The 26213-nt window shown below is 71.3% G+C and carries 26 protein-coding genes; 9 read left to right on the plus strand and 17 right to left on the minus strand.

Annotated features, from left to right (window positions below; all coding sequences use genetic code 11):
- Positions 1-174: 174 nt before the first annotated feature.
- Both ACFXDJ_RS23905 and ACFXDJ_RS23910 read right to left on the minus strand, forming a co-directional pair.
- Positions 175-1620, minus strand: a complete 1446-nt coding sequence (locus ACFXDJ_RS23905) for an alkaline phosphatase PhoX (protein WP_384652654.1) — start codon at positions 1618-1620, stop codon at positions 175-177.
- Between the two features lie 164 nt (positions 1621-1784).
- Complete coding sequence (locus ACFXDJ_RS23910) at positions 1785-3317, minus strand: hypothetical protein (RefSeq protein ID WP_384652652.1); 1533 nt, start codon at positions 3315-3317, stop codon at positions 1785-1787.
- A gap of 235 nt (positions 3318-3552) precedes the next feature.
- Between ACFXDJ_RS23910 and ACFXDJ_RS23915 the strand changes: the two genes are divergently transcribed.
- The 3 genes from ACFXDJ_RS23915 (at position 3553) to ACFXDJ_RS23925 (ending at position 6310) form a co-directional block, all read left to right on the plus strand.
- Entirely contained in the window at positions 3553-5397 is a 1845-nt protein-coding gene (locus tag ACFXDJ_RS23915) for an endonuclease/exonuclease/phosphatase family protein (protein WP_384652671.1), read from the plus strand.
- A gap of 59 nt (positions 5398-5456) precedes the next feature.
- A complete protein-coding gene (locus tag ACFXDJ_RS23920; RefSeq protein WP_384652650.1) occupies positions 5457-5903 on the plus strand; it encodes a GNAT family N-acetyltransferase in 447 nt (148 codons plus the stop codon).
- A 152-nt stretch (positions 5904-6055) separates the two neighbouring features.
- Complete coding sequence (locus ACFXDJ_RS23925) at positions 6056-6310, plus strand: hypothetical protein (RefSeq protein ID WP_384652648.1); 255 nt, start codon at positions 6056-6058, stop codon at positions 6308-6310.
- 111 nt (positions 6311-6421) lie between these two features.
- Here the strand turns inward: ACFXDJ_RS23925 and dapD are convergent, their stop codons facing one another.
- The gene (dapD, locus tag ACFXDJ_RS23930; RefSeq protein WP_384652646.1) at positions 6422-7402 is read right to left on the minus strand and encodes a 2,3,4,5-tetrahydropyridine-2,6-dicarboxylate N-succinyltransferase; all 981 of its coding nucleotides are present in this window, start codon (positions 7400-7402) and stop codon (positions 6422-6424) included.
- Positions 7403-7411: 9 nt separating this feature from the next.
- The gene (locus ACFXDJ_RS23935) at positions 7412-8641 is read right to left on the minus strand and encodes an MFS transporter (protein ID WP_384652668.1); all 1230 of its coding nucleotides are present in this window, start codon (positions 8639-8641) and stop codon (positions 7412-7414) included.
- Positions 8642-8735: 94 nt separating this feature from the next.
- Between ACFXDJ_RS23935 and ACFXDJ_RS23940 the strand changes: the two genes are divergently transcribed.
- Entirely contained in the window at positions 8736-9608 is an 873-nt protein-coding gene (locus tag ACFXDJ_RS23940) for a winged helix-turn-helix transcriptional regulator (protein WP_384652644.1), read from the plus strand.
- 42 nt (positions 9609-9650) lie between these two features.
- On the opposite strand, the gene ACFXDJ_RS23945 is transcribed toward ACFXDJ_RS23940, so the two are convergent.
- Together ACFXDJ_RS23945 and ACFXDJ_RS23950 are read right to left on the minus strand one after the other, a co-directional pair.
- Positions 9651-10169, minus strand: a complete 519-nt coding sequence (locus tag ACFXDJ_RS23945) for a TetR/AcrR family transcriptional regulator (RefSeq protein ID WP_384652643.1) — start codon at positions 10167-10169, stop codon at positions 9651-9653.
- Complete coding sequence (locus ACFXDJ_RS23950; RefSeq protein ID WP_384652641.1) at positions 10169-10492, minus strand: DMT family transporter; 324 nt, start codon at positions 10490-10492, stop codon at positions 10169-10171. The genes ACFXDJ_RS23945 and ACFXDJ_RS23950 overlap by 1 nt, the downstream gene beginning before the upstream one ends.
- Positions 10493-10603: 111 nt before the next feature.
- On the opposite strand from ACFXDJ_RS23950, the gene ACFXDJ_RS23955 reads away from it, so the two are divergent.
- Positions 10604-11488 carry a hypothetical protein gene (locus tag ACFXDJ_RS23955; protein ID WP_384652639.1) on the plus strand — a complete coding sequence of 295 codons (885 nt, stop codon included), beginning with the start codon at positions 10604-10606 and terminating at the stop codon, positions 11486-11488.
- Between the two features lie 16 nt (positions 11489-11504).
- Here ACFXDJ_RS23955 and ACFXDJ_RS23960 read toward each other — a convergent pair whose 3' ends face one another.
- The 11 genes from ACFXDJ_RS23960 to ACFXDJ_RS24010 all read right to left on the minus strand — a co-directional run bounded on the left by ACFXDJ_RS23960 (position 11505) and on the right by ACFXDJ_RS24010 (position 21942).
- Complete coding sequence (locus ACFXDJ_RS23960; RefSeq protein ID WP_384850253.1) at positions 11505-12875, minus strand: DUF3616 domain-containing protein; 1371 nt, start codon at positions 12873-12875, stop codon at positions 11505-11507.
- Entirely contained in the window at positions 12872-14299 is a 1428-nt protein-coding gene (locus tag ACFXDJ_RS23965; RefSeq protein WP_384652635.1) for a DUF3616 domain-containing protein, read from the minus strand. The genes ACFXDJ_RS23960 and ACFXDJ_RS23965 overlap by 4 nt, the downstream gene beginning before the upstream one ends.
- A 150-nt stretch (positions 14300-14449) precedes the next feature.
- Positions 14450-14794, minus strand: a complete 345-nt coding sequence (locus tag ACFXDJ_RS23970; protein ID WP_030009139.1) for a metal-sulfur cluster assembly factor — start codon at positions 14792-14794, stop codon at positions 14450-14452.
- Complete coding sequence (sufU, locus tag ACFXDJ_RS23975; protein WP_384652633.1) at positions 14791-15252, minus strand: Fe-S cluster assembly sulfur transfer protein SufU; 462 nt, start codon at positions 15250-15252, stop codon at positions 14791-14793. The genes ACFXDJ_RS23970 and sufU overlap by 4 nt, the downstream gene beginning before the upstream one ends.
- Positions 15253-15274: 22 nt before the next feature.
- Positions 15275-16531, minus strand: a complete 1257-nt coding sequence (locus tag ACFXDJ_RS23980) for a cysteine desulfurase (protein ID WP_030009137.1) — start codon at positions 16529-16531, stop codon at positions 15275-15277.
- Positions 16528-17295, minus strand: coding sequence for a Fe-S cluster assembly ATPase SufC (sufC, locus tag ACFXDJ_RS23985; protein WP_384652631.1), 768 nt, complete (start codon positions 17293-17295; stop codon positions 16528-16530). The genes ACFXDJ_RS23980 and sufC overlap by 4 nt, the downstream gene beginning before the upstream one ends.
- A 7-nt stretch (positions 17296-17302) precedes the next feature.
- Positions 17303-17620 carry a bifunctional 3-phenylpropionate/cinnamic acid dioxygenase ferredoxin subunit gene (locus ACFXDJ_RS23990; RefSeq protein WP_384652629.1) on the minus strand — a complete coding sequence of 106 codons (318 nt, stop codon included), beginning with the start codon at positions 17618-17620 and terminating at the stop codon, positions 17303-17305.
- Positions 17620-18798: a Fe-S cluster assembly protein SufD gene (gene sufD / locus ACFXDJ_RS23995; RefSeq protein WP_384652627.1), complete on the minus strand. Its 1179-nt coding sequence runs from the start codon at positions 18796-18798 to the stop codon at positions 17620-17622. Before sufD ends, ACFXDJ_RS23990 begins: the two co-directional genes overlap by 1 nt.
- 59 nt (positions 18799-18857) lie before the next feature.
- A complete protein-coding gene (gene sufB, locus ACFXDJ_RS24000) occupies positions 18858-20273 on the minus strand; it encodes a Fe-S cluster assembly protein SufB (protein ID WP_254383815.1) in 1416 nt (471 codons plus the stop codon).
- Positions 20270-21049, minus strand: a complete 780-nt coding sequence (locus ACFXDJ_RS24005) for a helix-turn-helix transcriptional regulator (RefSeq protein WP_384652625.1) — start codon at positions 21047-21049, stop codon at positions 20270-20272. The genes sufB and ACFXDJ_RS24005 overlap by 4 nt, the downstream gene beginning before the upstream one ends.
- Positions 21050-21150: 101 nt before the next feature.
- Positions 21151-21942 (minus strand): formate/nitrite transporter family protein, encoded by a 792-nt coding sequence (locus ACFXDJ_RS24010; RefSeq protein ID WP_384652623.1) that lies wholly within the window; start codon positions 21940-21942, stop codon positions 21151-21153.
- Between the two features lie 134 nt (positions 21943-22076).
- Here ACFXDJ_RS24010 and ACFXDJ_RS24015 point away from each other — a divergent pair, with 134 nt between their 5' ends.
- The 4 genes from ACFXDJ_RS24015 (at position 22077) to ACFXDJ_RS24030 (ending at position 25978) form a co-directional block, all read left to right on the plus strand.
- Entirely contained in the window at positions 22077-23003 is a 927-nt protein-coding gene (locus tag ACFXDJ_RS24015; RefSeq protein WP_384652621.1) for an ABC transporter ATP-binding protein, read from the plus strand.
- Positions 23000-23767, plus strand: coding sequence for an ABC transporter permease (locus tag ACFXDJ_RS24020; protein ID WP_384652619.1), 768 nt, complete (start codon positions 23000-23002; stop codon positions 23765-23767). Before ACFXDJ_RS24015 ends, ACFXDJ_RS24020 begins: the two co-directional genes overlap by 4 nt.
- Before the next feature lie 80 nt (positions 23768-23847).
- Complete coding sequence (locus ACFXDJ_RS24025) at positions 23848-24984, plus strand: hypothetical protein (RefSeq protein ID WP_384652617.1); 1137 nt, start codon at positions 23848-23850, stop codon at positions 24982-24984.
- Between the two features lie 4 nt (positions 24985-24988).
- Positions 24989-25978 (plus strand): heme A synthase, encoded by a 990-nt coding sequence (locus ACFXDJ_RS24030; RefSeq protein WP_384652615.1) that lies wholly within the window; start codon positions 24989-24991, stop codon positions 25976-25978.
- The last annotated feature ends 235 nt before the right edge of the window (positions 25979-26213 follow it).

A 26213-nucleotide genomic window follows, 5' to 3' on the forward strand; every position in this document is an offset into this window, starting at 1 on the left:
GTGTCCCACCTTGTGTATGGGGCCCCGGCCAGCCGCCCCGAACACTTATACTAGCACGCCCCCCCCCCACCACCCCTCCCCGCGGGCCAAGTGGCCCCGGCGGCTCCTTTTTCTTGTACCCGGGCTTTTCTTGTACCCGGGCTTTTCTTGTGCTCGGGGCCGGCGCCCGCCGGGTCAGCGCGTACGCCGCCACGGGCCGGTGACGGCCAGCATGATGCCCGGTTCCTGGATGTTCGCGAACAGCGTCCGCCCGTCCGGCGAGAAGCAGACGCCCGTGAACTCCGAGTACTCCGGCGCCTGCGGCGTCCCCCTGTTCATCTCGTTGCGGGCCAGCGGGTACGTGCGCCCCGACTCGGTCGCGCCGAAGAGGTGCTGCAGCCCCTGGCCGTCCTCCGCGATGATCAGACCGCCGTACGGGGAGACCGTGATGTTGTCGGGTCCGTCGAAGGGGCCGTCCCCCGCCGGGTCGGCGTTCACCCCGAACAGGACCAGCAGCCGCATCGTGCGCCGCTTCGCGTCGTAGAACCACACCTGGCCGTCGTGCGCGGCGCCCGGGCTCTCCGCGCGGGCGTAGGAGGAGACGAAGTAGGCCCCGCCGTCGGCCCACCACATGCCCTCCAGCTTGCGCGCGCGGGTCACGGCCGACGCTCCGAACTGCTTGCGCACCGAGGTGGTGCGGGCGTCACGGTCCACCACCGGCACCCAGTCGACCCCGTAGACGGTGCCGATCTTCGTCGCCCGCGAGAGGTCGTCGACGAACAGCCCGGAGCTGTCGAAGCACTTGGCCGCGGCCAGCACCCCGGCGTCGTCGGCGAGCGTACGGAGCCTGCCTCGCCCGTGGCGGAAGCCGGCCGGCGGGGTCCAGCGGTAGAACAGCCCGTTGGGGCCGGATGCGTCCTCGGTCAGATAGGCGTGGCCCTGCTTCGGGTCGATGACCACGGCCTCGTGCGCGTACCGCCCGAAGGCCTTGACCGGCTTCGGGTCGCGGTTGGCGCGGTGGTCGCTCGGGTCCACCTCGAACACGTAGCCGTGGTCCTTGGTCATCCCGTTCTTGCCGGCCAGGTCCTCGGTCTCCTCGCAGGTCAGCCAGGTGTTCCAGGGGGTCGCGCCGCCCGCGCAGTTGGTCGACGTACCGGCGACGCCGACCCATTCGGCGACCTCGCCGCCGCGGCGCACCTCGACCACCGTGCAGCCGCCGGCCGCGCCCGGGTCGTAGACGAGGCCCTCGGCGAGCGGGACGGGGTGGGTCCAGTTCGCGCGCGGGCCCTTCAGCTCGTGGTTGTTGACGAGGAGGGTCACTCCCCGGTGTCCCTCGAAGGCGGCCGTTCCGTCGTGGTTGGACGGGGTGATCTCGCCGGATTCCAGCTTCGTGACCCCGCTGTGGGTGATCACCCGGTAGCTGAATCCGGCGGGGAGGGCCAGGATTCCGGCCGGGTCGGGGAGGAGCGGGCCGTATCCCGGGCCGTGCCCATGCCCGTGGCCCTGCCCGTCGCTCAGCGAGCCGTCGTCTGCGGCGAGGGCCCCCGGGGCGGTGGCGAGTGCGCCGACCGTCCCCGTGAGCGCGACTCCCGCACCGGCGAGTGCGGTGCGGGCGGTGAAGTCTCTACGGCTGAGCGGCATCTGGTCTCCAGGGGTGGGGAGGGGTGCGCTGTCGTACGGTCGTCGGCGCACACGCTCCCGCCCGCACGTGAACGCCGACTGAACTACCCGGGAAAACGAACCAAGCCCTTCCCGGTGTCCGTGATGGCCGACTCCTTTTCGGGAAAGGCTTGTTCACCCCTGCCTCACGCGTTGCGGGACCGGGCCTTGAACGCGGCCTTCCGGGCCTCCTTCGCCGCCTTCTTGTCCGGGTGCAGCCGCCCCATCGCCTCCAGCACGTAGGCCGTCGCCGGGTGCTCCACCCGCCACGCCTGGTCGAAGAATCCGGCGTGGTGTGCGGTCAGCGACTCGATCAGGAGCGCCAGTTCCGGGGTGTCGCTCCCGCCGTCCGCAGCGAGCTGCGCCGCGATCGTGTCGACGGTCAGCCAGAACACCATCGCCTCGCCCGGAGCCGGTACGCCGGCCACCCCGCGCTCGGCCAGCCAGACCCGGGCGAGCCCGCCGAGCTCCGGGTCGTCCAGCACCGCGCGGACCGCGGGCTCGGCCTCCGCGCCCGTCCGGGCGAGGGCCTGCTGGCAGCGCAGCCGGCGCAGCGGGGCGCCCTCGTCGGCGCCGCGGGCCCCGCCGAGCAGCTCCTCGGCGGCTGCGTGCACGGGGCGCCCGGCCAGCCAGGCCTCGATCTCGGCCTGTGCGGCGCCCTCGGAGTAGTGGGAGACCACGTCGAGCAGCACGTCGGCGCCCTTGTCGGCCAGTTCGCCGACGGCAGGGGCCTCGACCCCGGCTTCCAGCATGCGCGCGCGGATCCCGTACAGGCCGAGCGGGGTCAGCCGGACCATCCCGTAGCGGGATACGTCCTCGTCGTCGGCCACCGCACCGGAGCCCGCGCCCCTGCCCGTACCCACATGGGCGCCCGCGGCGAGCTCCTCGTCGTCGGCCTCCGCCATCAGGTCCTCGTCGACGGGGCTGAACTCCACCAGTCCGATGGGCTCCAGCTGCCGGAACTGGTCGTCGAGGCGCATCATCGCGTCCGAGACCTGCTCCAGTACGGCGTCGGTCGGATCGCCCATGTCCTGCGGCACCACCATCGAGGCGGCCAGCACCGGCAGCGGTACGGGGGCGTCGGCCGCGCCTCCCTCGGCGACGGACAGGAGGTAGAGGTTGGCGAGGACCCCGTCGAGGAAGTCGGCCTCGCGGCGCGGGTTCCAGTCGAGCTGGTCGAAGTCGATCTCGCCGCCCGCGTCGAGGGCGTCCACCAGGTCGTCCAGGGCGGGCACCGCCGCGTCGGCGAGGACGGTGTCCAGGGCGGCCAGCCACAGGTCGAGCACGTCGCCGGGGGCTCCGCCGGTCACCAGCGCCAGGTCCTCGCCGGGCTCGGCGGTGCCGAACTCCCCTTGCTCCCCGCCCGGTTCCCCGGCGGCGGGGCCGTCCTCCTCCGGCTCGGTGACATCGACCAGGCCGGTGTCCACGGCCACCCGCCAGGCCTGGCTCGCGTACGCGGCGGAGTCCTCGTCGGCGGCGTCGAGGCCGAGCTCCCGGACGGCCAACGGCAGCTGCGCGGCGACGAGTTCACCGCCGATGTCCACGCGGGTGTCCGGTCCGGCCCAGCGGGCGAGGAGCACGGCGCGGGCGAACAGCGGGGCCGCGAGGGCGTCCCGGGCCAGTTCCGCGTCGGAGAGCAGCCGTACCGGCGGCAGCGTGGGGTGCGAGTCTGCGGACATGGGGGCGGTTCTCCTCGCGGGCACGGGTGATTCGGGTCGTAAGGCGCCGGGTGGTCCGGGCCGTACGGCGCCCCAGCGTAGACGCAATTCGGGCGCGCCCTGCGAGCCATCCCCTTTGGTTCATCCCACAGTCAGCCGCCGTATTCCCTGGAGGGCTTGACAACTTTGCTGGCCAAGAAGGAAATTGACGCGCGTAGATATCTCCTCCCTCCTCCTCACACCGGAGTTCCCGCCCATGCGCTCCTCGCATCCCCGTTCCGCCGCCGTCGCGGCCCTCGTCGCCTCCGCCCTGGCCACCGGCCTCCTCGCGGGCACCGCCGACGCGGCCGAGGGCGCCGCGTCCGCCGATCCGATACGCATCCACGACATCCAGGGCACCACCCGGACGTCCCCGCTCGCCGGCAAACAGGTCACCGATGTCGAGGGCATCGTCACGGGCGTCCGTACGTACGGCTCGCGCGGCTTCTGGATGCAGGACCCGAACGCCGACGACGACGCCGCCACCAGCGAGGGCATCTTCGTCTTCACCAGCTCGGCCCCGACCGTCGCCGTCGGCGACGCCGTCAAGGTCTCCGGCCTGGTCAACGAGTACGTCCCCGGCGGCGTCTCCTCCGGCAACCAGTCGGTCACCCAGATCTCCAAGCCGGCGGTGACCGTGGTCTCTTCGGGCAACGCGCTGCCCGAGGCCACCGTCATCGACGAGGACTCGGTCCCGTGCGAGTACGCCCCGGCCGGCGACCCGGCCGCCGGCGGCAGCATCAACGGCCTGACCCTGGACCCCTCGCGCTACGCCCTGGACTACTACGAGTCGCTGGAGGGCATGAACGTCAGGATCGGCACCTCCCGCGTGGTCGGCGCCACCGACCCGCACGCGGAGCTGTGGGTCACGGTCAAGGGCTGGGAGAACAACGTCAAGCGCGGCGGCACGCTCTACGGTTCCTACGAGTCCCAGAACACCGGCCGGCTCCTGATCCAGCAGCTCGCGCCCCTCGCGCAGCAGCCGTTCCCGGTGGCCAACGTGGGCGACAAGCTGGTAGGCAACACCGAAGGCCCCCTGGACTTCAACCAGTTCGGCGGCTACACCCTGGCGGCCCGCACCCTCGGCACGGTCAAGGCGGGCACCCTCGCCCCCGAGAAGACCAAGGCGCAGGCCAAGAACGAGCTCGCGGTGGCCACGTACAACGTCGAGAACCTCGACCCGACCGACCCGCAGACCAAGTTCGACAACCTGGCGAAGGCCGTGGTCGAGAACCTCGCCTCCCCCGACATCGTGGCCCTGGAGGAGATCCAGGACGACAACGGCGCCAAGAACGACGGCACCGTCTCGGCCGAGGCCACGCTGACGAAGTTCACGGCGGCGGTCGCGGCCGCGGGCGGCCCGGCGTACCAGTGGCGCTACGTCACCCCGGAGAACAACAAGGACGGCGGCGAGCCCGGCGGCAACATCCGTCAGGTGTTCCTCTTCAACCCGGCGCGGGTCTCCTTCACCGAGCGCGCCCCGGGCGACGCGACGACGGCGACCGAGGTGACGACGACGGACAAGGGCAAGGCCGCCCTGACCCACTCCCCCGGCCGCATCGACCCGTCGAACCCGGCGTGGGTGGACAGCCGCAAGCCGCTGGCCGGCGAGTTCGTCTTCCGCGGCAAGACGGTCTTCGTGATCGCCAACCACTTCGCCTCGAAGGGCGGCGACGAGGGCCTGACCTCCTCGCACCAGCCTCCGGTCCGTTCCTCCGAGGCCAAGCGGCTGCTCCAGGCGCAGGCGGTGAACGGCTTCGTCAAGAGCCTGCTGGCGGTGGACAAGAAGGCCGCGGTCCTCGCGGTCGGCGACATCAACGACTTCGAGTTCTCGGGCACGACGAAGGCGCTGGAGGACGGCGGCGCGCTGTACTCGGCGGTCAAGTCCCTGCCGAAGGCCGAGCGGTACTCGTACGTCTACCAGGGCAACTCGCAGGTGCTGGACCAGATCCTGACGAGCCCGGCGATCAAGCACTTCACGTACGACAGCGTGCACATCAACGCGGAGTTCGCGAACCAGAACAGCGACCACGACCCGCAGGTCCTGCGCTTCCGCCCGTAGCGGCCGGTGCGAAGGGGCCGGGCCGCAGCGCCGCCCGGCCCCTTTGGCACACTCGGGCCATGATCTTCCGCACCGCGACCCGCCAGGACCTGCCCGCCGTACTCGCCCTGCTGGCCCAGGATGACGGGGCGCCGGAGGAGGCTCGGCACGACGTGGGCGAGGCCCACGAGCGGGCCTTCGCCGCGATCGAGGCGGACGCGCGCAACGAGCTGCTGGTCCTGGAGGAGGACGGCACCGTCCTGGGCTGCCTCCAGCTGACGTACATCCCCGGCCTCGGGCAGGGCGGGCGGGAGCGGGCGCTCGTGGAGGCGGTACGGATCCGCGCGGACCGGCGGGGCGGGGGCCTGGGGGCCCAGCTGATGGAACGGGCGGCCGAGCGGGCGCGCGAACGCGGCTGCGGCCTGATGCAGCTGACCAGCGACAAGCGCCGCACCGCCGCCCACCGCTTCTACGAACGCCTGGGCTTCGCCCGGAGCCACGAGGGCTTCAAACTCCGGCTGCTCTAGCCTTCCGACCGGCCGCCGGGGGGACGAGACGGGGACCTTATAGGGACCTTTGGCCCTGGCGTGACGCTCAGCACATCCCTACCCATTCGGGCGGTTCTGGTGTTGAGTGTCCCCACGCCCGATCTTGTACCGCTCTCCTTTTGGAGGACCGCGTGTTCCCCTCGATCTCCCTCGCCCAGGAAATCGGCATCGCCGTCCTGCTCGTGGCAGCCCTCGTCTGGGTCATCGGCCTCGGCCACATGCTGTGGGACAGCCGCTTCCACCACCCGCAGCCAGGCGCCTTCGAAGGCCTCTCGGTCATCCCGGCCCAGCGCGGCACCTCCGCGCACCCGCTGGAGTCGGTGGAACTGACCGAAGCGGAACAGCAGGCCTTCGCCGGCCTGGTCCGCACGATCCCCCTCCGCTGACCGACCCGGCCCCGGCCTCGGGCGCCCGCACGGGCCCAGCGCACGCGAAAGCCCTCCCCCGCTCGGGTGGGGAGGGCTTTCGCGTGAGTCCGGGCCGAAGGGGCCGGAGGGTCAGTTGTGGCTGTGGAGGACCTCGTTCAGGCCGCCCCAGGCGGCCTTGTACGGGCGGGCCTCGACGGCTCCGGTGACCGAGTTGCGGCGGAAGAGGATGTTGTTGGCGCCCGAGAGCTCCAGGGCCTTGACGATCTGGCCGTCCGGCAGGGTGACGCGGGTGCCCGCGGTGACGTAGAGGCCGGCCTCGACGACGCACTCGTCGCCCAGCGCGATGCCCACGCCCGCCTCGGCGCCGATGAGGGTGCGCTCGCCGATCGAGATGATCTGCTTGCCGCCGCCCGACAGGGTGCCCATCGTGGACGCGCCGCCGCCGATGTCGGAGCCGTCGCCGACCACGACGCCCGCCGAGATGCGGCCCTCGACCATGGAGGTGCCCAGCGTGCCGGCGTTGAAGTTGACGAAGCCCTCGTGCATGACGGTGGTGCCCTCGGCGAGGTGCGCGCCCAGGCGGACCCGGTCCGCGTCGGCGATGCGCACGCCCTTGGGGGCGACGTAGTCCGTCATCCGCGGGAACTTGTCGATCGAGGTGACCTGGAGGTGCAGGCCCTCGGCGCGCGCGTTCAGCCGGACGGTCTCGACCTGGTCGACCGCGACGGGGCCGAGAGAGGTCCAGGCGACGTTGGCCAGCAGGCCGAAGACGCCGTCCAGGTTCTGGCCGTGCGGCTTGACCAGGCGGTGGCTGAGCAGGTGCAGGCGCAGGTACGCGTCGTGCGCGTCCAGCGGCTTGTCCTCCAGGGAGGCGATCACGGTGCGGACGGCTACGACCTCGACGCCGCGGACCGCGTCCTGGCGGATCGCCTTCGGCGCGGTGGCTCCGAGCAGCTCCACGGCCTGTTCGGCGGTGAGGCGCTCGGTGCCGGCCGGGCCGGGCTCGGCGACCAGCTGGGGGGCGGGGAACCAGGTGTCGAGGACGGTGCCGTCGGCGGTGATGGTGGCAAGTCCGGCGGCGACGGCGCCGGTGGTACGCGTAGCAGTCATGTCCGAAACCTAACCGGCGACGGCCCGCGGTTGCGAACCGGTCTCATGTGCCGGTCGCGCGCGTCGCCGCACCCCCCGCCCGCCCATGATCAGCACGGTCCCCCCGGCGGCCGTGCCGAGCACCGCGCACAGCGGCCACAGCAGGCCCGGCGCAGCCTCGTACAAGGCTCCGCCGAGGGGCGCGGCGAGGACGACACCGGTGACGGAGACGCCCGCGTACAGGCTCTGGAACCGGCCGACGGCATGCTCGGGCGATTCGTCGGCCACGTACGCCATGGCGGTGGTCTTGTAGAGGATCTCGCCGAGGCTGAGCAGCACCATCATCGCGGCGGCGGTCGCGGCGCCCACCCCGAGCATCAGCATGGCGTAGCCGCCGCCCACCAGCACCAGGCCGGTGCCGATGATGTGCAGCGGGGAGCGCCGCCGCAGGGCGAGCGCGGCCGGGATCTCCAGGAGCATGACGACGCCGCCGTTGATCGCGACGAGCAGTCCGTACGCGCGGGCGTCCAGGCCGTGGTCGGCGAGGAAGGCGGGGAAGGTCGTGTACTGCTGCCGGTAGACGAGGTCGATGACGACGATCGCGCCGAGCAGGACGAGTACGGCGGGCCGCGCCCGCAGCTCCCGCCACAGCCCTCCGCGGCCCAGACCCCCGTCCGGGGCCGCGGAAGGCGTGGCGGCTGCCCTGGCCGGGACGACCCGGGCGGTCCAGAGGGCGAAGAAGAGGGTGCCGAGGCCGTCCACGACGAAGAGCCAGTCGTACGAGAGCGCGGTCGCGACGAGGGCCCCCAGCGGTGCGCCCACCGTGAAGCCCGCGTTGGACAGGCAGCGGGTGACGGCGAAGGCCTGGCGCCGGGCGCCTTCCGGCACGGTGACGGCGACCAGTGCGGAATTGGCGGCGCGGATCACCCCTGAGGCGTACTGGGCCAGCGGCAGGACGAGGGCCAGCAGGCCGGAGGGGACCGTCGGCAGGACGATGAGGGCGGCTCCGCCGAGCGCGGAGGCGGCGAGCAGCACCCGGCGGTGGCCGAAGCGGTCGCCGTACCAGCCGCCGGTGAAGTTCCCGGCGACCAGTCCGACTCCGCCGACGCCGACGACCAGGCCCGCCTGGGCGGCGCCGAGGCCGCGCGGGCCGGTCAGGTAGAGGAAGACGAAGACGAAGGTGAAGCTGACGACGGCGTTGACGAAGATCCCCGCAGCCAGCAGCCACACAACCCGCGGTACGTCCTTGACCCCTTGCAGCACACGCGTGCCCCCGTATCTCAAATGAGTGAGTTCCCTTTGGGAACTAACCATGTCACCATGTAAGCCTCGGGTCAACGGACAAAGGAGTGCCATGGCCCAGCGCACGCAGCTCGACGACGCGGACTGCTCCATCGCCCAGGCCCTCGACGTCGTGGGCGACTGGTGGACGCTGCTGATCGTGCGGGACGCCGCGCGCGGCATCGCCCGCTTCGACGAGTTCCAGCGCGAACTGGGCATGTCCCGGAAAGTGCTGACGGAGCGGCTGAAACTGCTGGTCGAGGCGGGGGTTCTGACCCGCGAGCCGTACCAGGAGCGCCCCGTGCGGCACGAGTACCGGCTGTCCCCGCGCGGGCGCGCGCTGCTTCCGGTCCTGGTCGCCCTCCAGGACTGGGGAGACACCTGGATCCTGGGAGAGGGAGAGATGACGGCGACCACTGAGGAAGCCTCGCGCGAGGCCGTACGGGTCCACGCGCTGCGCGGCACCCGACTGCCGGAGCTGCTGCTGCCGGACCGCTTCGGCGAGCTCCGCGATCCGGTGGCGCAGACCCCGTTCACCGTCCTGTACTGCTTCCCGGGCGCGTACGCACGGGCCGAGTCCTACCCCCCGGGGTGGGCCGGGATCCCCGGGGCCCGGGGATGCACCCTGGAGTCGTGCACCTACCGGGACCAGCTCGCGGAGTTCACCCGGGCGGGTGCGACCGTACACGGGGTGTCGACGCAACGACCGGACGAGCAGCGGGAGTTCGCGGAGGCGGAGGCGCTGCGCTTCCCCCTCCTCTCGGACGCGGAGCTGGGGCTCGTGGCGGCGCTGCGGCTGCCGACGTTCCGGGCGGGGGGCGTCAGCCGGCTGAAGCGGCTGACGCTGGTCGTGGACCGGGACCGGAGGATCCGCGAGGTCATGTACCCGATCCGGGACATCGAGGCGAGCGTGGCCGCCGCGCTGGCGGCGGTCCGCGAAGGCTGATGCCGTGGCTGGGCGGGCCCCCGGCGCGGGGGCGTGGCCGCGTCAGCCCCGCAGCACGCGCCCGAGGATCTCGCGCGCGTACGCCTCGTCGTACTCCCCGCCCGTCAGGAGCACCTGAAGGCTGATCCCGTCCATGACCGCCACCACCGCCCGCGCGGTCACGGGGTCCACCCGCTCCGCCAGGGCCACGGCGACGGCCTCGCACCATTCGGCCGCCACCGGGCGCAGCGCCGGGCGGCGCAGGGCGGCCAGGTAGAGCTCGTACTCCAGCTCCGCGCGCGCCCGGTCCGCCGACAGCAGCTCCCCCAGCAGCCGGGCCAGCGCCTCCGCGAGGTCGCTCCCGGGGGCCAGCACCGGGGTGAACGCCTCGTTCGCCTGCCGCAGCGCCGCCACCAGCAGATCGTCCAGGGTGGCGAAGTGGTACGTGGTCGACCCGAGCGGGACGTCCGCCTCCGCCGCCACGCTCCGGTGGCTCAGCCCCGCGATGCCCTTGGCGCCGACCACCCGGATCGCCGCGTCGATGATGCGCTGCCTGCGCTCGGGGTCGTACCGGCGGGCCATCAGTGGCTCGCCCCGCCGAGGTTCAGCAGGACGACCCCGGCGATCACGAGCACGATCCCGCCGATCTTCGCGGCCGTCGCCGCCTCCCCCATGAAGACCATGCCGATGGCGGCGATGGCCGCCGTGCCGACGCCCGCCCAGATCGCGTAGGCCGTCCCGACCGACATCGACTTCAGCGTCTGCGCGAGCAGGGTGAAGGCGATGACGTATCCCACCAGCGTGATCAGCGAGGGCCACAGCTTCGTGAACCCCTCGCTGAACTTCATGGCGGTGGTGCCGGCGACCTCGGCGGCTATGGCGGCGGCGAGCAGTACGTAGGGCATGCGTACGACAGTACACACCGTTGTGGACGCACGTACACATCTGCGTGTCCACGAGACTTCTCCGGCTCCGGCCGCTACGGTGTCCGCTCGATCGGGGGACGGGAGATCCGCATGGCCAAGCAGTGGACCCACTGGGGTGGCGGCTGGCTGCCCCCGCAGCCGCCCAGGCCGGGCGTGATATCCCTGCGGCCCCTGGGGCCGGGCGACATACTCGGCGGCTCCTTCGCCGCCCTGGGCCGCTACGGCTCCCGGCTCGTCGCCGCCATGTTCCCCGGCCAGCTCGGCGCCCTGCTGCTCGTCGCCGCGGCCACCGGCTGCGGCCTCGCGCTGGGGATGCGGCCCATCACCGTCCTCGTCCCGGCCATGGCCCTGGCCACGCTGCTGACCTGCGCCCTGGCCGCCGCCCTGACCGCGGCCGTACTGCGCGAGGCGGTACTCGGCCGCCCCGCCGCCACCCGTACGCTGCTGCGCGCCGCCCGCCCCCGCTTCGCGGCGGTCCTCGGCACCCAGCTCCTGGTCCTGGCCGCCCTCGCCGGTCCCGGCGCCGCCGTCCTGGCCGCCGGGCTCCCGCCGCTGCTCGCGGCGGCCACCCTCCCGGTCGCGCTCGGACTCGGGGTCCTCTTCGCCCTCGCGCCCACGGCCGCCGCGTACGAGGGCCTCGGCCCGGTCGCCTCCCTGCGCCGCTCGGCCCGCCTGGTGCGCGGGGCCTGGTGGCGCACCTTCGGCATCACCGCCCTGGCCGCCGCCATCGCGGCCGGGGCGGCGTACGCGGTCCAGCTGCCGTTCGCCTTCGCCGGCGCGCTCAGCCTGCTCCCCGCGATCGACGGCGGCATCGCCCACGCGACCCTCGCCGCACTGGGCGGGATGGTCGCGCAGACCCTGCTGCTCTCCTTCCCGCAGCTCGCCGCCGGCCTGGTCTACGTGGACCGGCGGATCCGCCGCGAGGGCCTGGCGGCCGAACTCACCAGGGAGTCCGAGGCCGCCCAGGCCCTCTGAAGCCGTTCGGCTGCGGTCAGTTCAGCGTGAACCAGGCCGCGCGCGCCTTCTTCCACTCCGGGTGGGTGAGGTCCTTGGCCGCGATCCCGTCCCCGTACAGGTCGGCGGAGCCGCTGTCGGTGACGAGCTGCACCCGCGCGCCCGCGACCGACAGGTCCGGGACGGCCACGATGGCTTCCCAGCCGCCCGGGTCGGTGGTGGGCAGGTCGGCCCGCTTGACGGGGGCGTGACCCGCGACGCCGTCCCACTGGTAGAGCGCGTACGGGTCGGAGTTGTCGTCCGCCGCCCACGAACCGGCCAGGATCAGGTACTGGTCGGCCGCGTTCTTGCGGATGTCACGGATCGCGAGGCCGCCGAGGTCGAGCTCGATGCCCGAGCCGAAGGTGGCCTTGGCGCCGCTGGAGAGCACCTTGTCGAAGTTGGTCACCGGCACGATCAGCGCCTTGCCGCCCATCACGGCCGGGGCCAGCGGGGCGCGGAAGCCCAGGTAGGCGGTGCTCGTGGAGCCCGGGGCGAACTCCAGGCCCTCCACGTTGAAACCGTCGATCTGCTTCGGCGCCTGGCCGTCGGCCGTCCCCGCCGCGAAGCCGTAGCAGTCCCCGTTCGCGGTGTCCCAGGCCACCAGGTCGTCGCGGAGCTGCTTGTACGAGCGCCCGTACGCGAGCTGCGTGCTCGCGCCGGAGCCGCTCAGGGTGGTGGTGAACACCGTGTTCCGGGGCGCCTTGTAGATGCCGTCCTTGTTGTTGCCGAGCGAGCCCGTCCAGTAGATGGTGTTGCCGATCAGGGTCCCGCCCTCGATGTCCACCTCCTTGGTGACACCGAGCTGCGCGCTGAAGTCCCAGGTCTTGACCGGGGCGGCCGAGCGGGAACGGTCGTACAGGCGCAGGACGTTGTTCTCGTCGTCGGCGACCACCGTGTAGCCGCCGCCGACGTCCACGGCGGCCGAGGAGTCGGAGGCTCCGGTGAAGTAGCGGGCCTCGGCCGGGTTCTGCACGGCGGGCGAGGCCGCGTAGTACAGCGTCTTGGTGGCGGTCTTGCCGCCCAGCCCGGTCACCTTGACGGTGAGGTTGGTGTAGCCGCGGCCGCGCGCGGTGACGGCCAGCTGCCGGACGGCTCCGGCGCCGGTGACGGTCACGTCTCCGGTCCCGGCGACCGAGGTCTTGGTGGAGGCCGAGGCGCTGACGGTGAGCGCGGAGACGTCCGCGCCGCTCTGCGCCACGGTCACGTCCACCGTCGGGTCACCGACCGCGCCGACGGCGCCGGAGAGGTAGGCGGCGGACAGGGAGATGGTCGGCGTGCCGTAGGTGGCGGCGTGCGCGGACACGAGGGGCGTGCCCGCGGCGAGCATCAGCGCCGCGGTGCCGGCGATTGCGAGCTTCTTCTTCATCGGTGTCCTCCACGAATCGGGCCGAGCGTGAACCATGCGGACCGGGACTTCTTCCACTCGGGGAAGGTGAGGTCCTTGGCCTCCGTGCCGTCTCCGTACAGGTCGGCGGAGCCGCTGTCGGTGATCAGCTGGACCCGGGCGCCGGGCACCCTCAGGTCGGGTACGGCGACCACGGCTTCCCAGCCACCGGGGTCGGTGGTCGGCAGGTCTGCCCGTTTGACGGGGGCGTGGGCGGGGATGCCGTCCCACTGGTAGAGCGCGTAGGGGTCGGAGTTGTCGTCCGCCGCCCAGGAGCCGGCCAGGATCAGGTACTGGTCGGCCGTGTTCTTGCGGATGTCACGGATCGCGAGGCCGCCGAGGTTCAGCTCGACCGGCTCGCCGAAGACCGGCTTGGCCGCCCCGGCCACGACCTGGTCGATGTTGGTGACGGGAACGATCAGAGCCTTGCCGCCGGGTACCGCGGGCGCCAGCGGGGCGCGGAAACCCAGGTAGGCGGTGGTCGTGGAGCCCGGGGCGAACTCCAGGCCCTCCACGTTGAACCCGTCGATGCTCTTGGGGATCCGGCCGGCCGCCGTGCCCGCGGCGAAGCCGTAGCGGTTCCCGTGCGCCGCGTCCCAGGCGATCAGGTCCTCGCGCAGGCCCTTGTAGGCGGAGCCGAAGGTGACCTCGGTGGCGGCGCCCGTGCCGGTGATCCTGGTCGTGAAGACGGTGTTGCGGTCGGCCTTGTACTTGCCGTCCTTGTTGTTGCCGAGCGAGCCCGTCCAGTAGACGGTGTCGCCGACCCGGGCCGCGGCCTCGATGTCGACTTCCTTCTTGGCGCCGAGCGCGGCGCCCAGGTCCCAGGTCTTGACCGGGGCGCCCGAGCGGGAACGGTCGTACAGGCGCAGCACGTTGGTCTCGTCGTCGGCGACCAGCGCGTAACCGCCGCCGGCGTCGACGGCGGCCGAGGAGTCGGCGGAGCCGGTGAGGTAGCGGGTGCCGAGGGTCCCGGTGCTCACGCGGGCCGAAGCCGCGTAGGCGAGGGTGGCCGTGGCCGTCCTGCCGCCGCGGCCGGTCACCTGGAGCGTCAGGTCGGTGTAGCCGCGGCCGCGCGGGCGGACGGTCAGCTCGCGGCCGCCGTGGCCGGTCCGCTCGATCCGTACGTCGCCGGGCCCGGCGACCGCCGGGTTGCTGGAGGAGAGGACGGTGACCTTGAGGAAGGAGGCCTGCACCCCTTCCTGCTCGACGTCCACCGCGACGCCCGGGTCGCCGATCGCGCCGACGGCCCCGGACAGGTGGCCGGCGGAGAGCGCGATGGTCGGTGCGGGTGCGGCGTCCTGCGAGGCGTACGACGCGGACGCGGTCAGCCCCGCGACGAGCAGGGCCGCGGCCCCGGCGGCTCCCACGGCACCGAAACGGCGTGCCGGTGAAGAACGAACGGTCACAGGTGGTCCTCTCGGGTGCGCCGTCACGTCATGACGGCCGTCGAGAAGATTCGGCCACTGCGGCCAACTCCCGGTGCACTCGATCCGTCCACCGGGAAAACAGAGGACCCCCGGCACACCCGTGCCGGGGGTCCTGCGTTCACTTGGCGATCAGACGTTGAAACCGAGCGCGCGCAGCTGCTCGCGGCCGTCGTCCGTGATCTTGTCCGGGCCCCACGGCGGCATCCAGACCCAGTTGATGCGCAGCTCGCTGACGATGCCGTCCGTAGCCGACTTCGCCTGGTCCTCGATGACGTCCGTCAGCGGGCAGGCCGCCGAGGTGAGGGTCATGTCGAGGGTGGCGATGTTCGCGTCGTCGATGTGGATGCCGTAGATCAGGCCCAGGTTGACGACGTCGATGCCCAGCTCGGGGTCGACCACGTCGTAGAGGGCCTCGCGGACCTCTTCCTCGGTGGCCGGCTTGATGGACGCCTCGGGCGTCGCGTTCTCGGTCATGCCGTCTTCCTCTCGGCGTCGCCCAGTGCCTGGGCGGTCGCGTCCTTCCACGCCATCCAGCTCAGCAGAGCACACTTCACCCGCGCCGGATACTTGGAGACACCGGCGAACGCGACCGCGTCCTCCAGCACCTCCTCCATGGCCTCGTCGGGCTCGATCTTGCCCTTGGACTGCATCAGCTCCAGGAACACGGCCTGGATCTTCTGCGCCTCGGCCAGCTCCTTGCCGACGAGCAGCTCGTTCAGTATCGAGGCGCCGGCCTGGCTGATGGAGCAGCCCTGGCCCTCGTACGAGATGTCGGTGAGCGTCTCGCCGTCGTACTTCACGCGCAGCGTGATCTCGTCGCCGCACGTCGGATTGACGTGGTGCACCTCGGCGTCGCCGTCGCGCAGGCCACGCCCGCGCGGGTGCTTGTAGTGGTCCAGGATCAGTTCCTGGTACATGGATTCCAGCTTCACTGCGCCCTCGTCCTCGTCCTCGTCAGCCGAAGAAGTTCCGTACGTGCTCCAGCCCGTCGATCAGCGCGTCGACTTCGGCGGGAGAGGAGTACAGGTAGAACGACGCCCGCGTGGTCGCAGGAATTCCGTAGCGCAGGCAGACCGGGCGCGCGCAGTGGTGTCCCACGCGGACCGCGATGCCCTGCTCGTCCAGTACCTGGCCGACGTCGTGCGGGTGGATGTCGCCGAGCACGAACGAGATCGCGGCGCCGCGGTCCTCGGCTGTGGTCGGGCCGATGATGCGCAGGTCGGGGACCTCCGCGAGCCGCTTGATCGCGTACTCCGTGATCGCGTGCTCGTGCGCGGCGATCTTGTCCATGCCGATCGCGGTCAGGTAGTCCACGGCCGCGCCGAGGCCGACGGCCTGGGCGATCGGGGGCGTACCCGCCTCGAACTTGTGGGGCGCCGGGGCGTACGTCGAGGCGTGCATCGACACGGTCTCGATCATCTCGCCGCCGCCGAGGAACGGAGGCAGGTCCTCCAGCAGCTCCTGGCGGCCCCAGAGGACGCCGATGCCGGTCGGACCGCACATCTTGTGGCCGGTGAAGGCCACGAAGTCCGCACCGAGCGCCTGCACGTCCAGCGGCATGTGCGGGGCGGCCTGGGAAGCGTCGATCAGCACCAGGGCGCCGACGTCCTGGGCGCGCCGGACGATCGCCTCGACCGGGTTGACCGTGCCCATGATGTTGGAGACCAGCGTGAAGGAGACGATCTTCGTCTTCTCCGTGATGACCTCTTCGATGTTGGACAGGTCGAGCCGGCCGTCGTCGGTGAGGCCGAACCACTTCAGCTTCGCGCCGGTGCGCTGCGAGAGCAGCTGCCACGGCACGATGTTGGAGTGGTGCTCCATCTCCGTGATGGCGATCTCGGTCTCGCGGTCGACCCGGTAGGGCTCGTCCGCCCAGCCGAGCATGTTCGCGACCAGGTTGAGCGACTCCGAGGCGTTCTTGGTGAAGATCACCTCGTCGCGGCTCGGCGCGTTGATGAAGGCGGCGACCTTGTCGCGAGCGCCCTCGTACAGCGCCGTGGCCTCCTCGGCGAGCACGTGCACGCCGCGGTGGACGTTGGCGTTGTGCTGCTCGTAGTACTCGTTCAGCGCGTCGAGCACCTGGCGCGGCTTCTGCGAGGTCGCAGCGTTGTCCAGGTAAACGATCTTCTTCCCGTCGTGGACCACACGATCCAGAAGGGGGAAGTCCTTGCGGATCGCCTCGATGTCGAGGAGGCCAGGCAGCTGTGTCACGCGGTCGCGCCACCCTTCGTGCTGTACGACTCGTAGCCTTCCGCCTCCAGCTTGTCGGCGAGCTCGGCGCCGCCGGACTCGACGATGCGGCCTTCGGAGAAGACGTGGACGAAGTCGGGCTTGATGTAACGGAGGATCCGCGTGTAGTGCGTGATCAGCAGGGTGCCGACCTCGCCGGTGGCGTGCACGCGGTTGACGCCCTCGGAGACCTGGCGCAGGGCGTCGACGTCGAGGCCCGAGTCGGTCTCGTCGAGGATCGCGATCTTCGGCTTGAGGAGCTCCAGCTGGAGGATCTCGTGGCGCTTCTTCTCACCGCCGGAGAAGCCCTCGTTGACGTTGCGCTCGGCGAAGGCCGGGTCCATCTGGAGCTGCTCCATCGCGGACTTGACCTCCTTCACCCAGGTACGCAGCTTCGGGGCCTCGCCGCGGATGGCGGTGGCCGACGTACGCAGGAAGTTGGAGACCGAAACACCGGGGACCTCGACCGGGTACTGCATGGCGAGGAAGACGCCGGCGCGGGCGCGCTCGTCGACGGTCATCTCCAGGACGTCTTCGCCGTCCAGGGTCACCGTGCCGCCGGTGATCGTGTACTTCGGGTGGCCCGCGAGGGAGTAGGCCAGGGTGGACTTGCCGGAGCCGTTCGGACCCATGATGGCGTGCGTCTCGCCGGCCTTGACCGTGAGGTCGACACCCTTGAGGATCTCGCGGGCGCCGTTCTCGGCCTCGACGGAGACGTGCAGGTCGTGGATTTCAAGCGTTGCCATGGATACCTCAGGACTCCTGGGTGAGGGAGACGAGCACGTCGTCCCCTTCGATCTTTACGGGGTATACGGGTACGGGGCGCGTCGCGGGCAGACCCGAGGGCTTGCCGGTGCGCAGGTCGAAGGCCGACCCGTGCAGCCAGCACTCGATCTGGCAGTCCTCGACCTCGCCCTCCGAGAGGGAGACGTTCGCGTGCGAGCAGATGTCGTTGATCGCGAACACCTCCCCGTCGGTGGAGACGATGGAGACGGGCGTGCCGTCGAGTTCCACCCGCTTGGGGGTGTTCTCCTCCAGCTCGCTCAGCGCACATGCCTTAACGAAGGTCATCAGACGGAACCCTGGAGCTCGGTCTCGATCTTGGCGAGCAGGCGCTCCTCGATGTCGTCGACACCGATCTGCTGGACGAGCTCGGCGAAGAAGCCGCGCACGACCAGGCGGCGGGCCTCACCGGCCGGGATGCCGCGCGACTGGAGGTAGAAGAGCTGCTCGTCGTCGAAGCGGCCGGTGGCGGAGGCGTGGCCGGCGCCGACGATCTCGCCGGTCTCGATCTCCAGGTTCGGCACCGAGTCGACCCGCGCGCCGTCCGTGAGGACGAGGTTGCGGTTCATCTCGTAGGTGTCGGTGCCCTCGGCGGTCTTCTCGATGAGGACGTCACCGATCCAGACCGCGTGGGCGTCCTGGCCCTGGAGCGCGCCCTTGTAGACCACGTGCGACTTGCAGTGCGGGGCCTTGTGGTCGACCAGGAGGCGGTGCTCCTGGTGCTGGCCGGCGTCCGTGAAGTACAGGCCGAGGAGCTCGGCCTCGCCACCGGGGCCCGCGTAGTTCACGCGCGGGTGCAGGCGGACGACGTCGCCGCCGAAGGTGACGATGATCGACTTGAAGGTCGCGTCCCGGCCGACCAGCGCGTTGTGCTGGGAGCAGTGGACGGCGGTGTCGTCCCAGTCCTGCACGGACACGACGGTGAGCTTCGCGCCGTCGCCGACGAGGAAGTCGACGTTGGCGGCGCGCACGCCGTCACCGGTGTGGTCGATGACGATGACGGCCTCGGCGAAGGCCTGGACGTCGAAGACCGTGTGGCCGAAGGTCGTGCCGCCCTCGCCGTGCAGCGAGACGCGCACGGGCTCGGTCAGGACGGCCTCCTTGGGCACGGTGACGACCGTGGCCTTGGCGAAGGACGAGAACGCCTGCGCGGCGATCCGGTCCACCGGGGTGCCGGCCTTGCCGATGCGCGCGTCGTCGCGCTCCACCGACTCGACCGTGACGCCCTCGGGCGCGTCGATCTGGGCCTTCATGGTGCCGTTGGCGACCGCGGTGCCGTCGTGCAGACCCTTCAGGCGGGCGAGCGGCGTGAAGCGCCACTCCTCCTCGCGGCCGTGGGGCACGGGGAAGTCCGCCACGTCGAAGGACGGGGGGGCACTCATCCGAGTGGCGACGGTGGACTCGGCGGCCACCGCGATCGCGCCGGCGGTGGTCGAACCCGCCGGAATGTTCTGAGCCTCAGCCATGGCTGTCTTCGTGCTCTCTTCCTACGTCAAAGAATGTCTGCGGACTCGGGCGGTCGGGACTAACCGACCGACCCCTCCATCTGCAGCTCGATCAGCCGGTTCAGCTCCAGCGCGTACTCCATCGGCAGCTCACGCGCGATCGGCTCGACGAAGCCGCGCACGATCATGGCCATGGCCTCGAACTCCGTCAGACCGCGGCTCATCAGGTAGAAGAGCTGGTCGTCGGAGACCTTGGAGACGGTGGCCTCGTGGCCCATGGACACGTCGTCCTCGCGGACGTCCACGTAGGGGTACGTGTCCGAGCGGGAGATGGTGTCGACCAGGAGCGCGTCACAGAGCACGTTCGACTTGGAGCCGTGGGCGCCCTCGCCGATCTCGACCAGACCCCGGTAGGAGGTGCGGCCGCCGCCTCGCGCCACCGACTTGGAGACGATGTTCGAGGAGGTGTTCGGCGCCATGTGGACCATCTTGGAACCGGCGTCCTGGTGCTGGCCCTCGCCCGCGAAGGCGATCGACAGGGTCTCGCCCTTGGCGTGCTCGCCCATCAGGTAGACGGCCGGGTACTTCATGGTGACCTTGGAACCGATGTTGCCGTCGATCCACTCCATGGTCGCGCCCTCGTACGCCACGGCGCGCTTGGTGACCAGGTTGTAGACGTTGTTCGACCAGTTCTGGATGGTCGTGTAGCGGCAGCGGCCGCCCTTCTTCACGATGATCTCGACCACGGCGCTGTGCAGCGAGTCCGAGGAGTAGATCGGGGCGGTGCAGCCCTCGACGTAGTGGACGTAGGCGTCCTCGTCGACGATGATCAGCGTCCGCTCGAACTGGCCCATGTTCTCCGTGTTGATACGGAAGTAGGCCTGGAGCGGGATGTCGACCTTGACGCCCTTGGGGACGTAGATGAACGAGCCGCCCGACCACACGGCGGTGTTCAGCGAGGCGAACTTGTTGTCGCCGACCGGGATGACCGTGCCGAAGTACTCCTGGAAGAGCTCCGGGTGCTCCTTGAGCGCGGTGTCCGTGTCGAGGAAGATGACGCCCTGCTCCTCCAGGTCCTCACGGATCTGGTGGTAGACGACCTCGGACTCGTACTGGGCCGCGACACCGGCGACGAGGCGCTGCTTCTCCGCCTCCGGGATGCCGAGCTTGTCGTACGTGTTCTTGATGTCCTCCGGCAGTTCCTCCCACGAAGCGGCCTGCTTCTCGGTGGAACGCACGAAGTACTTGATGTTGTCGAAGTCGATGCCCGAGAGGTCGGAACCCCAGTTGGGCATGGGCTTCTTGCCGAACAGCTTGAGGCCCTTGAGGCGGAGGTTCAGCATCCACTCCGGCTCGGACTTCTTCGCCGAGATGTCGCGGACGACCTCTTCGGACAGACCCCGCTTGGCAGCCGCACCGGCCGCGTCGGAGTCGGCCCAGCCATATTCGTAGGTGCCCAGGCCATCGAGCTCAGGGTGAGCAGTCTCCGTGGTCATGCGGGGTTCCTCCCGGCCGTACTTGCAGATACTGATGTATTGGTCTGTGTGGCGCCTGCGGCACCGGCGCCGCTTCCGCTGCGCGGAATGAACGTCGTGCACACCCCGTCGCCGTGGGCGATCGTGGCGAGACGCTGCACATGCGTCCCGAGCAGGCGGGAGAAGACCTCGGTCTCCGCCTCGCAGAGCTGCGGGAACTGCTCGGCGACGTGTGCGACCGGGCAGTGGTGCTGGCAGAGCTGTTCACCGCTGTGCGGACCGGGAGCGCTCTTCGCCGTAGCAGCGTACCCGTCCACGGTCAACGCCTTGGCCAGGGCCTCGGCCCGGCCCTCGGGGTCGGCCGCTTCCACCGATTCGCGGTACGTCTCCGCCTGCGCGGCCAGTCTCGCCTTGGCGAAGGCGGCGATCGCCGCCTCACCCTCCTCGCCTCCGCCGGCGGCCTGCGCGATCCAGCGCATGGCGTCCGCGGCGAGCGAGTCGTAGGACTGGTCGAAGGCGTCGCGTCCGCAGGCGGTCAGCGCGAAGACCTTGGCGGGCCGACCCCGGGTGCGCGCGCCGTACACGCGCTGCTCACGGGGTTCGACCACGTCGTCGGCGACGAGCGTGTCGAGGTGGCGGCGGACGGCGGCCTGGGTGAGGCCGAGGCGCTGGGCGAGGTCGGCGACGGTGGAGGGACCGTGGTCCAGGATCGACCGCGCGACCCGGTTGCGGGTTGACCGCTCCCCGGTCGCGAGTTCGCCCTGGGGGGCCTCGCTCATCCGTTCGCCGTATTTCACAACGCCATTGTTGCGTAATTAACCGGCGCGCGACAAGCGGCGATGGAGGCCACCTCTGGTGGCCTCCATCACTAAGGGTTACCTAATTTGTCCACGGAGCGTTACGCGGAATCCATCCGTCCACCCTCGCGCAGGGCCCCTCCGGTGAACCAGTAGACGGCTCCCACCAGCAATCCCCCGCCCACGACGTTCCCCGGCACGGTGAACATCAGATTGCGGAAAAGATCACCGAATCCGGCTGAGCCATCCAGGATCGCGAGGCTGAAAAGAGCCATGTTCGCTACACAGTGTTCGAATCCGACGGCGACGAAAACGGCCACCGGCAGCCACAGGACGAAGATCTTGGCGGCATCGCCCCGGGCCCGGGTGAACATCCAGATGGCCAGGCAGACGAGCATGTTGCAGAGCACCGCGCGCCAGAACAGCTGCCCGCCGCCGAGCGCCATCTTGCCGTGCACCATCTCGGTCAGCATGGCCCGCGCGGAGGGCGAGGAGGTCACCCCCGAGGCGTGCACCATCGCACCGAAGGCGAAGGCCCCCGCCAGGTTGCCGGCCAGCGAGAGCACCCAGGACGCGACCAGGTCCCGGGGGCCGGTCCGCCCCGACAGGGCGCCGACCAGCATGACCATCACATTGCTGGTGAAGAGCTGGGCGCCGGCGAACATCACGATGGTCAGGGCCACCGGGAAGACCGCGCCCTCCAGCAGTTTCACGGCCGCCGAGCCCTTGGCCACGAACGGCGAGATCGCGACGAGGAGCAGCACCTCTCCGATGCCGATGTAGGCGCCCGCGAGCATCGCCGACACGAAGTAGCGCGGCGGATGACCAAGGTCATGGGCCTTGTGCTCGGCCTGCCCCGAGGTGGCTTCGACGTTCTGAGCGATGCTGTTCACCATTCGACGTTAGGGCCCCGAACCCTCCCTAAGAGGTCCGAAAAAGTCATGAATGCGCAGGTCCACGACCCTTCGGCGGCGGGACCTACGACCCCGCCCCGGCCGCTTCCCACGGCTCCGTAGACTCAAGCCCCATGAGCAACGACCCCGCCGTGGAAATCCGCGGACTGGTGAAGCGGTACGGCCCCAGAACAGCGGTGGACGGCCTGGACCTCACCGTCCGGAGGGCCTCGGTCACCGCAGTCCTAGGTCCCAACGGCGCGGGCAAAACGACCACTGTGGAAACCTGCGAGGGCTACCGCCGCCCCGACGCCGGATCCGTCCGCGTCCTCGGTCTCGACCCCGTCGCCCAGGCCGAGGCCCTGCGCCCGCGCATCGGCGTGATGCTCCAGTCCGGCGGCGTCTACTCCGGCGCCCGCGCCGTCGAGATGCTCAGCCACATGGCCAAGCTCTACGCCGACCCCCTGGACGTGGACACCCTGGTGGAACGCCTCGGCCTCGGCGGCTGCGGCCGCACCGCCTACCGCCGGCTCTCCGGCGGCCAGCAGCAGCGCCTGGCCCTCGCCATGGCCGTCGTGGGCCGCCCCGAGCTGGTCTTCCTCGACGAGCCGACCGCGGGCCTCGACCCGCAGGCCCGCCGCGCGACCTGGGACCTCGTACGGGAACTGCGCGCCGACGGGGTCACCGTCGTGCTCACCACCCACCACATGGACGAGGCCGAGCAGCTCGCGGACGAGGTCGCCATCGTCGACGCCGGCAAGGTCATCGCCCACGGCAGCCCCGACCAGCTGTGCCGCGGCGGCGCCGAGAACACCCTGCGCTTCACCGGCCGCCCCTCCCTCGACCTGGCCTCGCTGCTGAAGGCGCTGCCCGACGGCACCCAGGCCGCCGAGCTCACCCCCGGCGTCTACCGGGTCACGGGCGAGGTCCACCCCCAGTTGCTCGCCACCGTCGCCTCCTGGTGCGCGCAGCACGGGGTGATGCCGGACAGCCTCTCGGTGGAGCGCCACACCCTCGAAGACGTCTTTCTGGAGCTCACCGGTAAGGAGCTGCGCGCATGAGCGCCGGTACGTTCACCCCGAACCCGGGGGCCGCGCCCGTGTCCCGCATGATCCTCGCGCAGACCGCGCTGGAGACGCGGATGCTGCTGCGCAACGGCGAGCAGCTGCTGCTGACGGTGATCATCCCGTCGCTGCTGCTGGTGCTGTTCTCCGCGGTCGACATCATCGATGTCGGCGGCGGGAAGTCCGTGGACTTCCTCGCCCCCGGCATCCTGGCGCTGGCCGTGATGTCCACCGCGTTCACCGGCCAGGCCATCGCCACCGGTTTCGACCGCCGCTACGGGGTCCTCAAGCGGCTCGGGGCCTCCCCCCTGCCGCGCTGGGCGCTGATGGCCGCCAAGACGCTGTCCGTGCTGGTCACCGAGGTGCTCCAGGTCGCGCTGCTGACCGTGATCGCCTTCGCGCTGGGCTGGTCCCCGCACGGGAACCCGCTGTCCGCCGCCCTGCTCATCCTGCTGGGCACCGCCGCGTTCTCCGGGCTCGGGCTGCTCATGGCGGGCACCCTCAAGGCCGAGGCGACCCTGGCCGCCGCCAATCTGGTGTTCCTGCTGCTGCTGGTCGGCGGCGGGGTGATCGTGCCGCTGGACAAGTTCCCGGACGCGGTCCAGTCGGTCCTCGGGCTGCTGCCGATCTCCGCGCTCTCCGACGGGCTGCGCGAGGTGCTCCAGCACGGGGCCGCGTTGCCCTGGGGCGACGCGGCGATCCTGGCGGGCTGGGCGGTGCTCGGTCTGGGCGCCGCCGCGCGCTGGTTCCGCTGGGAGTGAATCCCTTCCCCTGAGCGTTACCCGGGCGGGAGGATGGACGCCTCCACACGACAGCGCACCACAGACGCCGGGGGGCGGGCATGGCGCAGCGGGAGGCCGTTCTTCGGCTGGACGAACAGTGGGCACGGATCCGGTCGGGCGCCGCGCAGGCGGAGCCCGCGGAGGCCGACGCCCTGCTGGCGGAGCTGATCGGCGCGCTGCGGGAGCCGGCCCGCGGCGACGCCGAGTGCGCGGCCCGGCTGGGTCTGCGCCTGAGCGATCTGGCGGCCCGCCGCTTCGCCGCCGGCGACCGGGGCGGAGCACTGGCCGCCATCGAGGAGGGGCTGCGGTTCTCGCAGCAGGCCGCCGGCCACACCCCCGAGTACGCCCGCTGGTACGCCCGGGGCCTGATCAACCAGGGGGTCTGGCTGTCCTGGCCGCTCAGCGACGGGGAGCGGCTGCCCTTGCATCCCCTCGGGCCCGGGGCCGAGAGCGGGCCGAGCGCCATGGAGCGGGCCGCCGGTGAGCGGGCCCGGGACCTGACGCGGAGCGCCGTAGAGGTGTGGGCGGCGCTGGACCAGGAGGATCCGGTCAATCAGCGGGGCCTGGCCCAGGCGAAGGTGTTCCTCGGCGACCGGCTCTCGGAGCTGGGCATGGCCGAGGACTCGGTGGCCTGGGCGGTGGACGCCGAGGGCTCCTTCCGGCGGCTGCTGCTCGCCGATCCCGGACCGGACGAGTCCCAGGAGGCCGAGGAGGCCCTGGACCACATCGGCCGCCAGCTCGAACTGCGGCTGCGGTTCCTGGCGTTCGGCTCCCTGGTGAATCTGCGTGCGCGGGGCCTGCTGCCCGAACGGCTGCTGCCCCAGGCCGTGGTGGCCGCCCGGATCCAGGGGGTCGCCGAGCCGGAGATCGCCCTCCGGCTGGGTCTGGAGGCCGATCAGGTCCGCACGATGCTGGAGGTGACCCCCTGGGTCGCGGTCTGGCGCATCGAGGTCCGCGGTTCTGACGGACTGTGGAACGTCACCTCACATCCCTGGCGCGGTGGGGCAGAAGTGAGAAACAGGACGGCCAAGGACGTAGCGGACGAATTGGTACGCGCCTTCGCGGCCTCGCCCGACTACCCGGGCGACGGGGCGCATTGGCGGATCCTCGTCTGGTGGCACGCGGAAGGCGACCCCGCCGGCGCCCGGTTCCGACGGGTGATCGGCCCCGACGCACCAGCCGCCACCCCCTCGTGAAACTTTGCACAAGGGTCCGCGTACGATAAGGGCCGTGTTGACCCCTCTCGCATACCTCGCCCGCCGCTGGACCCCGTCACCCCGGACCGTCCAGCGGGCCGCCTTCGCGGCGGTGCTCATGAGCGTCGTCATCGTCGTCACCGGCGGCGCGGTGCGGCTGACCGGATCCGGTCTCGGCTGCGACACCTGGCCCAAGTGCACGAGCGACAGCCTGATCGTCACCGAGGCGCAGGGCTTCCACGGCGCCATCGAATTCGGCAACCGCATGCTGACGTACGTGCTCTGCGCCGCCGTCGGTTGGGCCATCACCGCGGCCCGCTGCGCCAAGCCGTGGCGCCGCTCGCTGACCCGGCTGGGCTGGCTCCAGTTCGCCATCGTGATGGGCAACGCGGTACTCGGCGGCATCACCGTCCTAACGGGGCTCAACCCCTACAGCGTGGCCGGCCACTTCATGCTCGCCACCTCGCTGATCACCGTGACCACGATCACTTGGCAGCGCACCCGCGAGGGCGACGGCCCCGCCCGGCCGCGCGTTCCCGCCCCCGTGCGCAAGCTGTCGTGGGCCCTGGTCGCGGCCACCGTCGTCCTGGTCGCGGCGGGCACCGTGGTCACCGGGTCCGGTCCGCACGCGGGCGACAGCAGCGAGATCAAGCGGATGCCGTTCGACTGGTCGACCACCGCCCACGTGCACGCGATCTCCGCCTGGCTGGTGTGCGCGCTCGCCGTCGCGATGTGGCTGGTGCTGCGCGTGGCCGACGCCCCCACCGACACCCGGGCGCGCGCCCGGGACCTGCTGATCGTGCTGCTCGCCCAGGGCGCCATCGGCTACGTCCAGTACTTCACCAAGGTTCCCGAGGCCCTGGTCGCCGCCCACATGTTCGGCTCCTGCCTGGTGTGGATCTCGGTGCTCCGTGTCGCGCTGAGCCTGCGCGAGCGCCCGTCCGAGCAGGCCGGGATCCCGGCCCAGGGCGACGCCCGCCTCACCACGGTCTGATCCGGGCCGCCGCGGTCCGGCCCCCTCACCGGGGTCCGGGCCGTCAGCGTCGTCAGCGTCGTCAGTTCCGTTCGTCCAGCCGGTAGACGGGGGGGGGGGGGGGGGCCGGCGCCCCCCCCCCCCCCCCCCCCCCCCCCCCCCCCCCCCCCCCCCCGCCCCGCGCCGCCCCCCCCACAGACCGCGGGCCGCTCTCTCTCTGATAGCGGACCGCTCTGCTACTTCGCCACCGCCCCCC

Source organism: Streptomyces sp. NPDC059443 (assembly GCF_042750105.1).
Lineage (GTDB): Bacteria > Actinomycetota > Actinomycetes > Streptomycetales > Streptomycetaceae > Streptomyces.

What these genes read in the sequence shown, in the direction of transcription:
- ACFXDJ_RS23905 (WP_384652654.1), bottom strand. Translation starts at nt 1,620, where the DNA reads ATGCCGCTCAGCCGTAGAGACTTCACCGCCCGCACCGCACTCGCCGGT.
- ACFXDJ_RS23910 (WP_384652652.1), bottom strand. Translation starts at nt 3,317, where the DNA reads ATGTCCGCAGACTCGCACCCCACGCTGCCGCCGGTACGGCTGCTCTCC.
- ACFXDJ_RS23915 (WP_384652671.1), top strand. Translation starts at nt 3,553, where the DNA reads ATGCGCTCCTCGCATCCCCGTTCCGCCGCCGTCGCGGCCCTCGTCGCC.
- ACFXDJ_RS23920 (WP_384652650.1), top strand. Translation starts at nt 5,457, where the DNA reads ATGATCTTCCGCACCGCGACCCGCCAGGACCTGCCCGCCGTACTCGCC.
- dapD (WP_384652646.1), bottom strand. Translation starts at nt 7,402, where the DNA reads ATGACTGCTACGCGTACCACCGGCGCCGTCGCCGCCGGACTTGCCACC.
- ACFXDJ_RS23940 (WP_384652644.1), top strand. Translation starts at nt 8,736, where the DNA reads ATGGCCCAGCGCACGCAGCTCGACGACGCGGACTGCTCCATCGCCCAG.
- ACFXDJ_RS23945 (WP_384652643.1), bottom strand. Translation starts at nt 10,169, where the DNA reads ATGGCCCGCCGGTACGACCCCGAGCGCAGGCAGCGCATCATCGACGCG.
- ACFXDJ_RS23950 (WP_384652641.1), bottom strand. Translation starts at nt 10,492, where the DNA reads ATGCCCTACGTACTGCTCGCCGCCGCCATAGCCGCCGAGGTCGCCGGC.
- ACFXDJ_RS23955 (WP_384652639.1), top strand. Translation starts at nt 10,604, where the DNA reads ATGGCCAAGCAGTGGACCCACTGGGGTGGCGGCTGGCTGCCCCCGCAG.
- ACFXDJ_RS23960 (WP_384850253.1), bottom strand. Translation starts at nt 12,875, where the DNA reads ATGAAGAAGAAGCTCGCAATCGCCGGCACCGCGGCGCTGATGCTCGCC.
- ACFXDJ_RS23970 (WP_030009139.1), bottom strand. Translation starts at nt 14,794, where the DNA reads ATGACCGAGAACGCGACGCCCGAGGCGTCCATCAAGCCGGCCACCGAG.
- sufC (WP_384652631.1), bottom strand. Translation starts at nt 17,295, where the DNA reads ATGGCAACGCTTGAAATCCACGACCTGCACGTCTCCGTCGAGGCCGAG.
- ACFXDJ_RS23990 (WP_384652629.1), bottom strand. Translation starts at nt 17,620, where the DNA reads ATGACCTTCGTTAAGGCATGTGCGCTGAGCGAGCTGGAGGAGAACACC.
- sufD (WP_384652627.1), bottom strand. Translation starts at nt 18,798, where the DNA reads ATGGCTGAGGCTCAGAACATTCCGGCGGGTTCGACCACCGCCGGCGCG.
- sufB (WP_254383815.1), bottom strand. Translation starts at nt 20,273, where the DNA reads ATGACCACGGAGACTGCTCACCCTGAGCTCGATGGCCTGGGCACCTAC.
- ACFXDJ_RS24015 (WP_384652621.1), top strand. Translation starts at nt 22,077, where the DNA reads ATGAGCAACGACCCCGCCGTGGAAATCCGCGGACTGGTGAAGCGGTAC.
- ACFXDJ_RS24020 (WP_384652619.1), top strand. Translation starts at nt 23,000, where the DNA reads ATGAGCGCCGGTACGTTCACCCCGAACCCGGGGGCCGCGCCCGTGTCC.
- ACFXDJ_RS24025 (WP_384652617.1), top strand. Translation starts at nt 23,848, where the DNA reads ATGGCGCAGCGGGAGGCCGTTCTTCGGCTGGACGAACAGTGGGCACGG.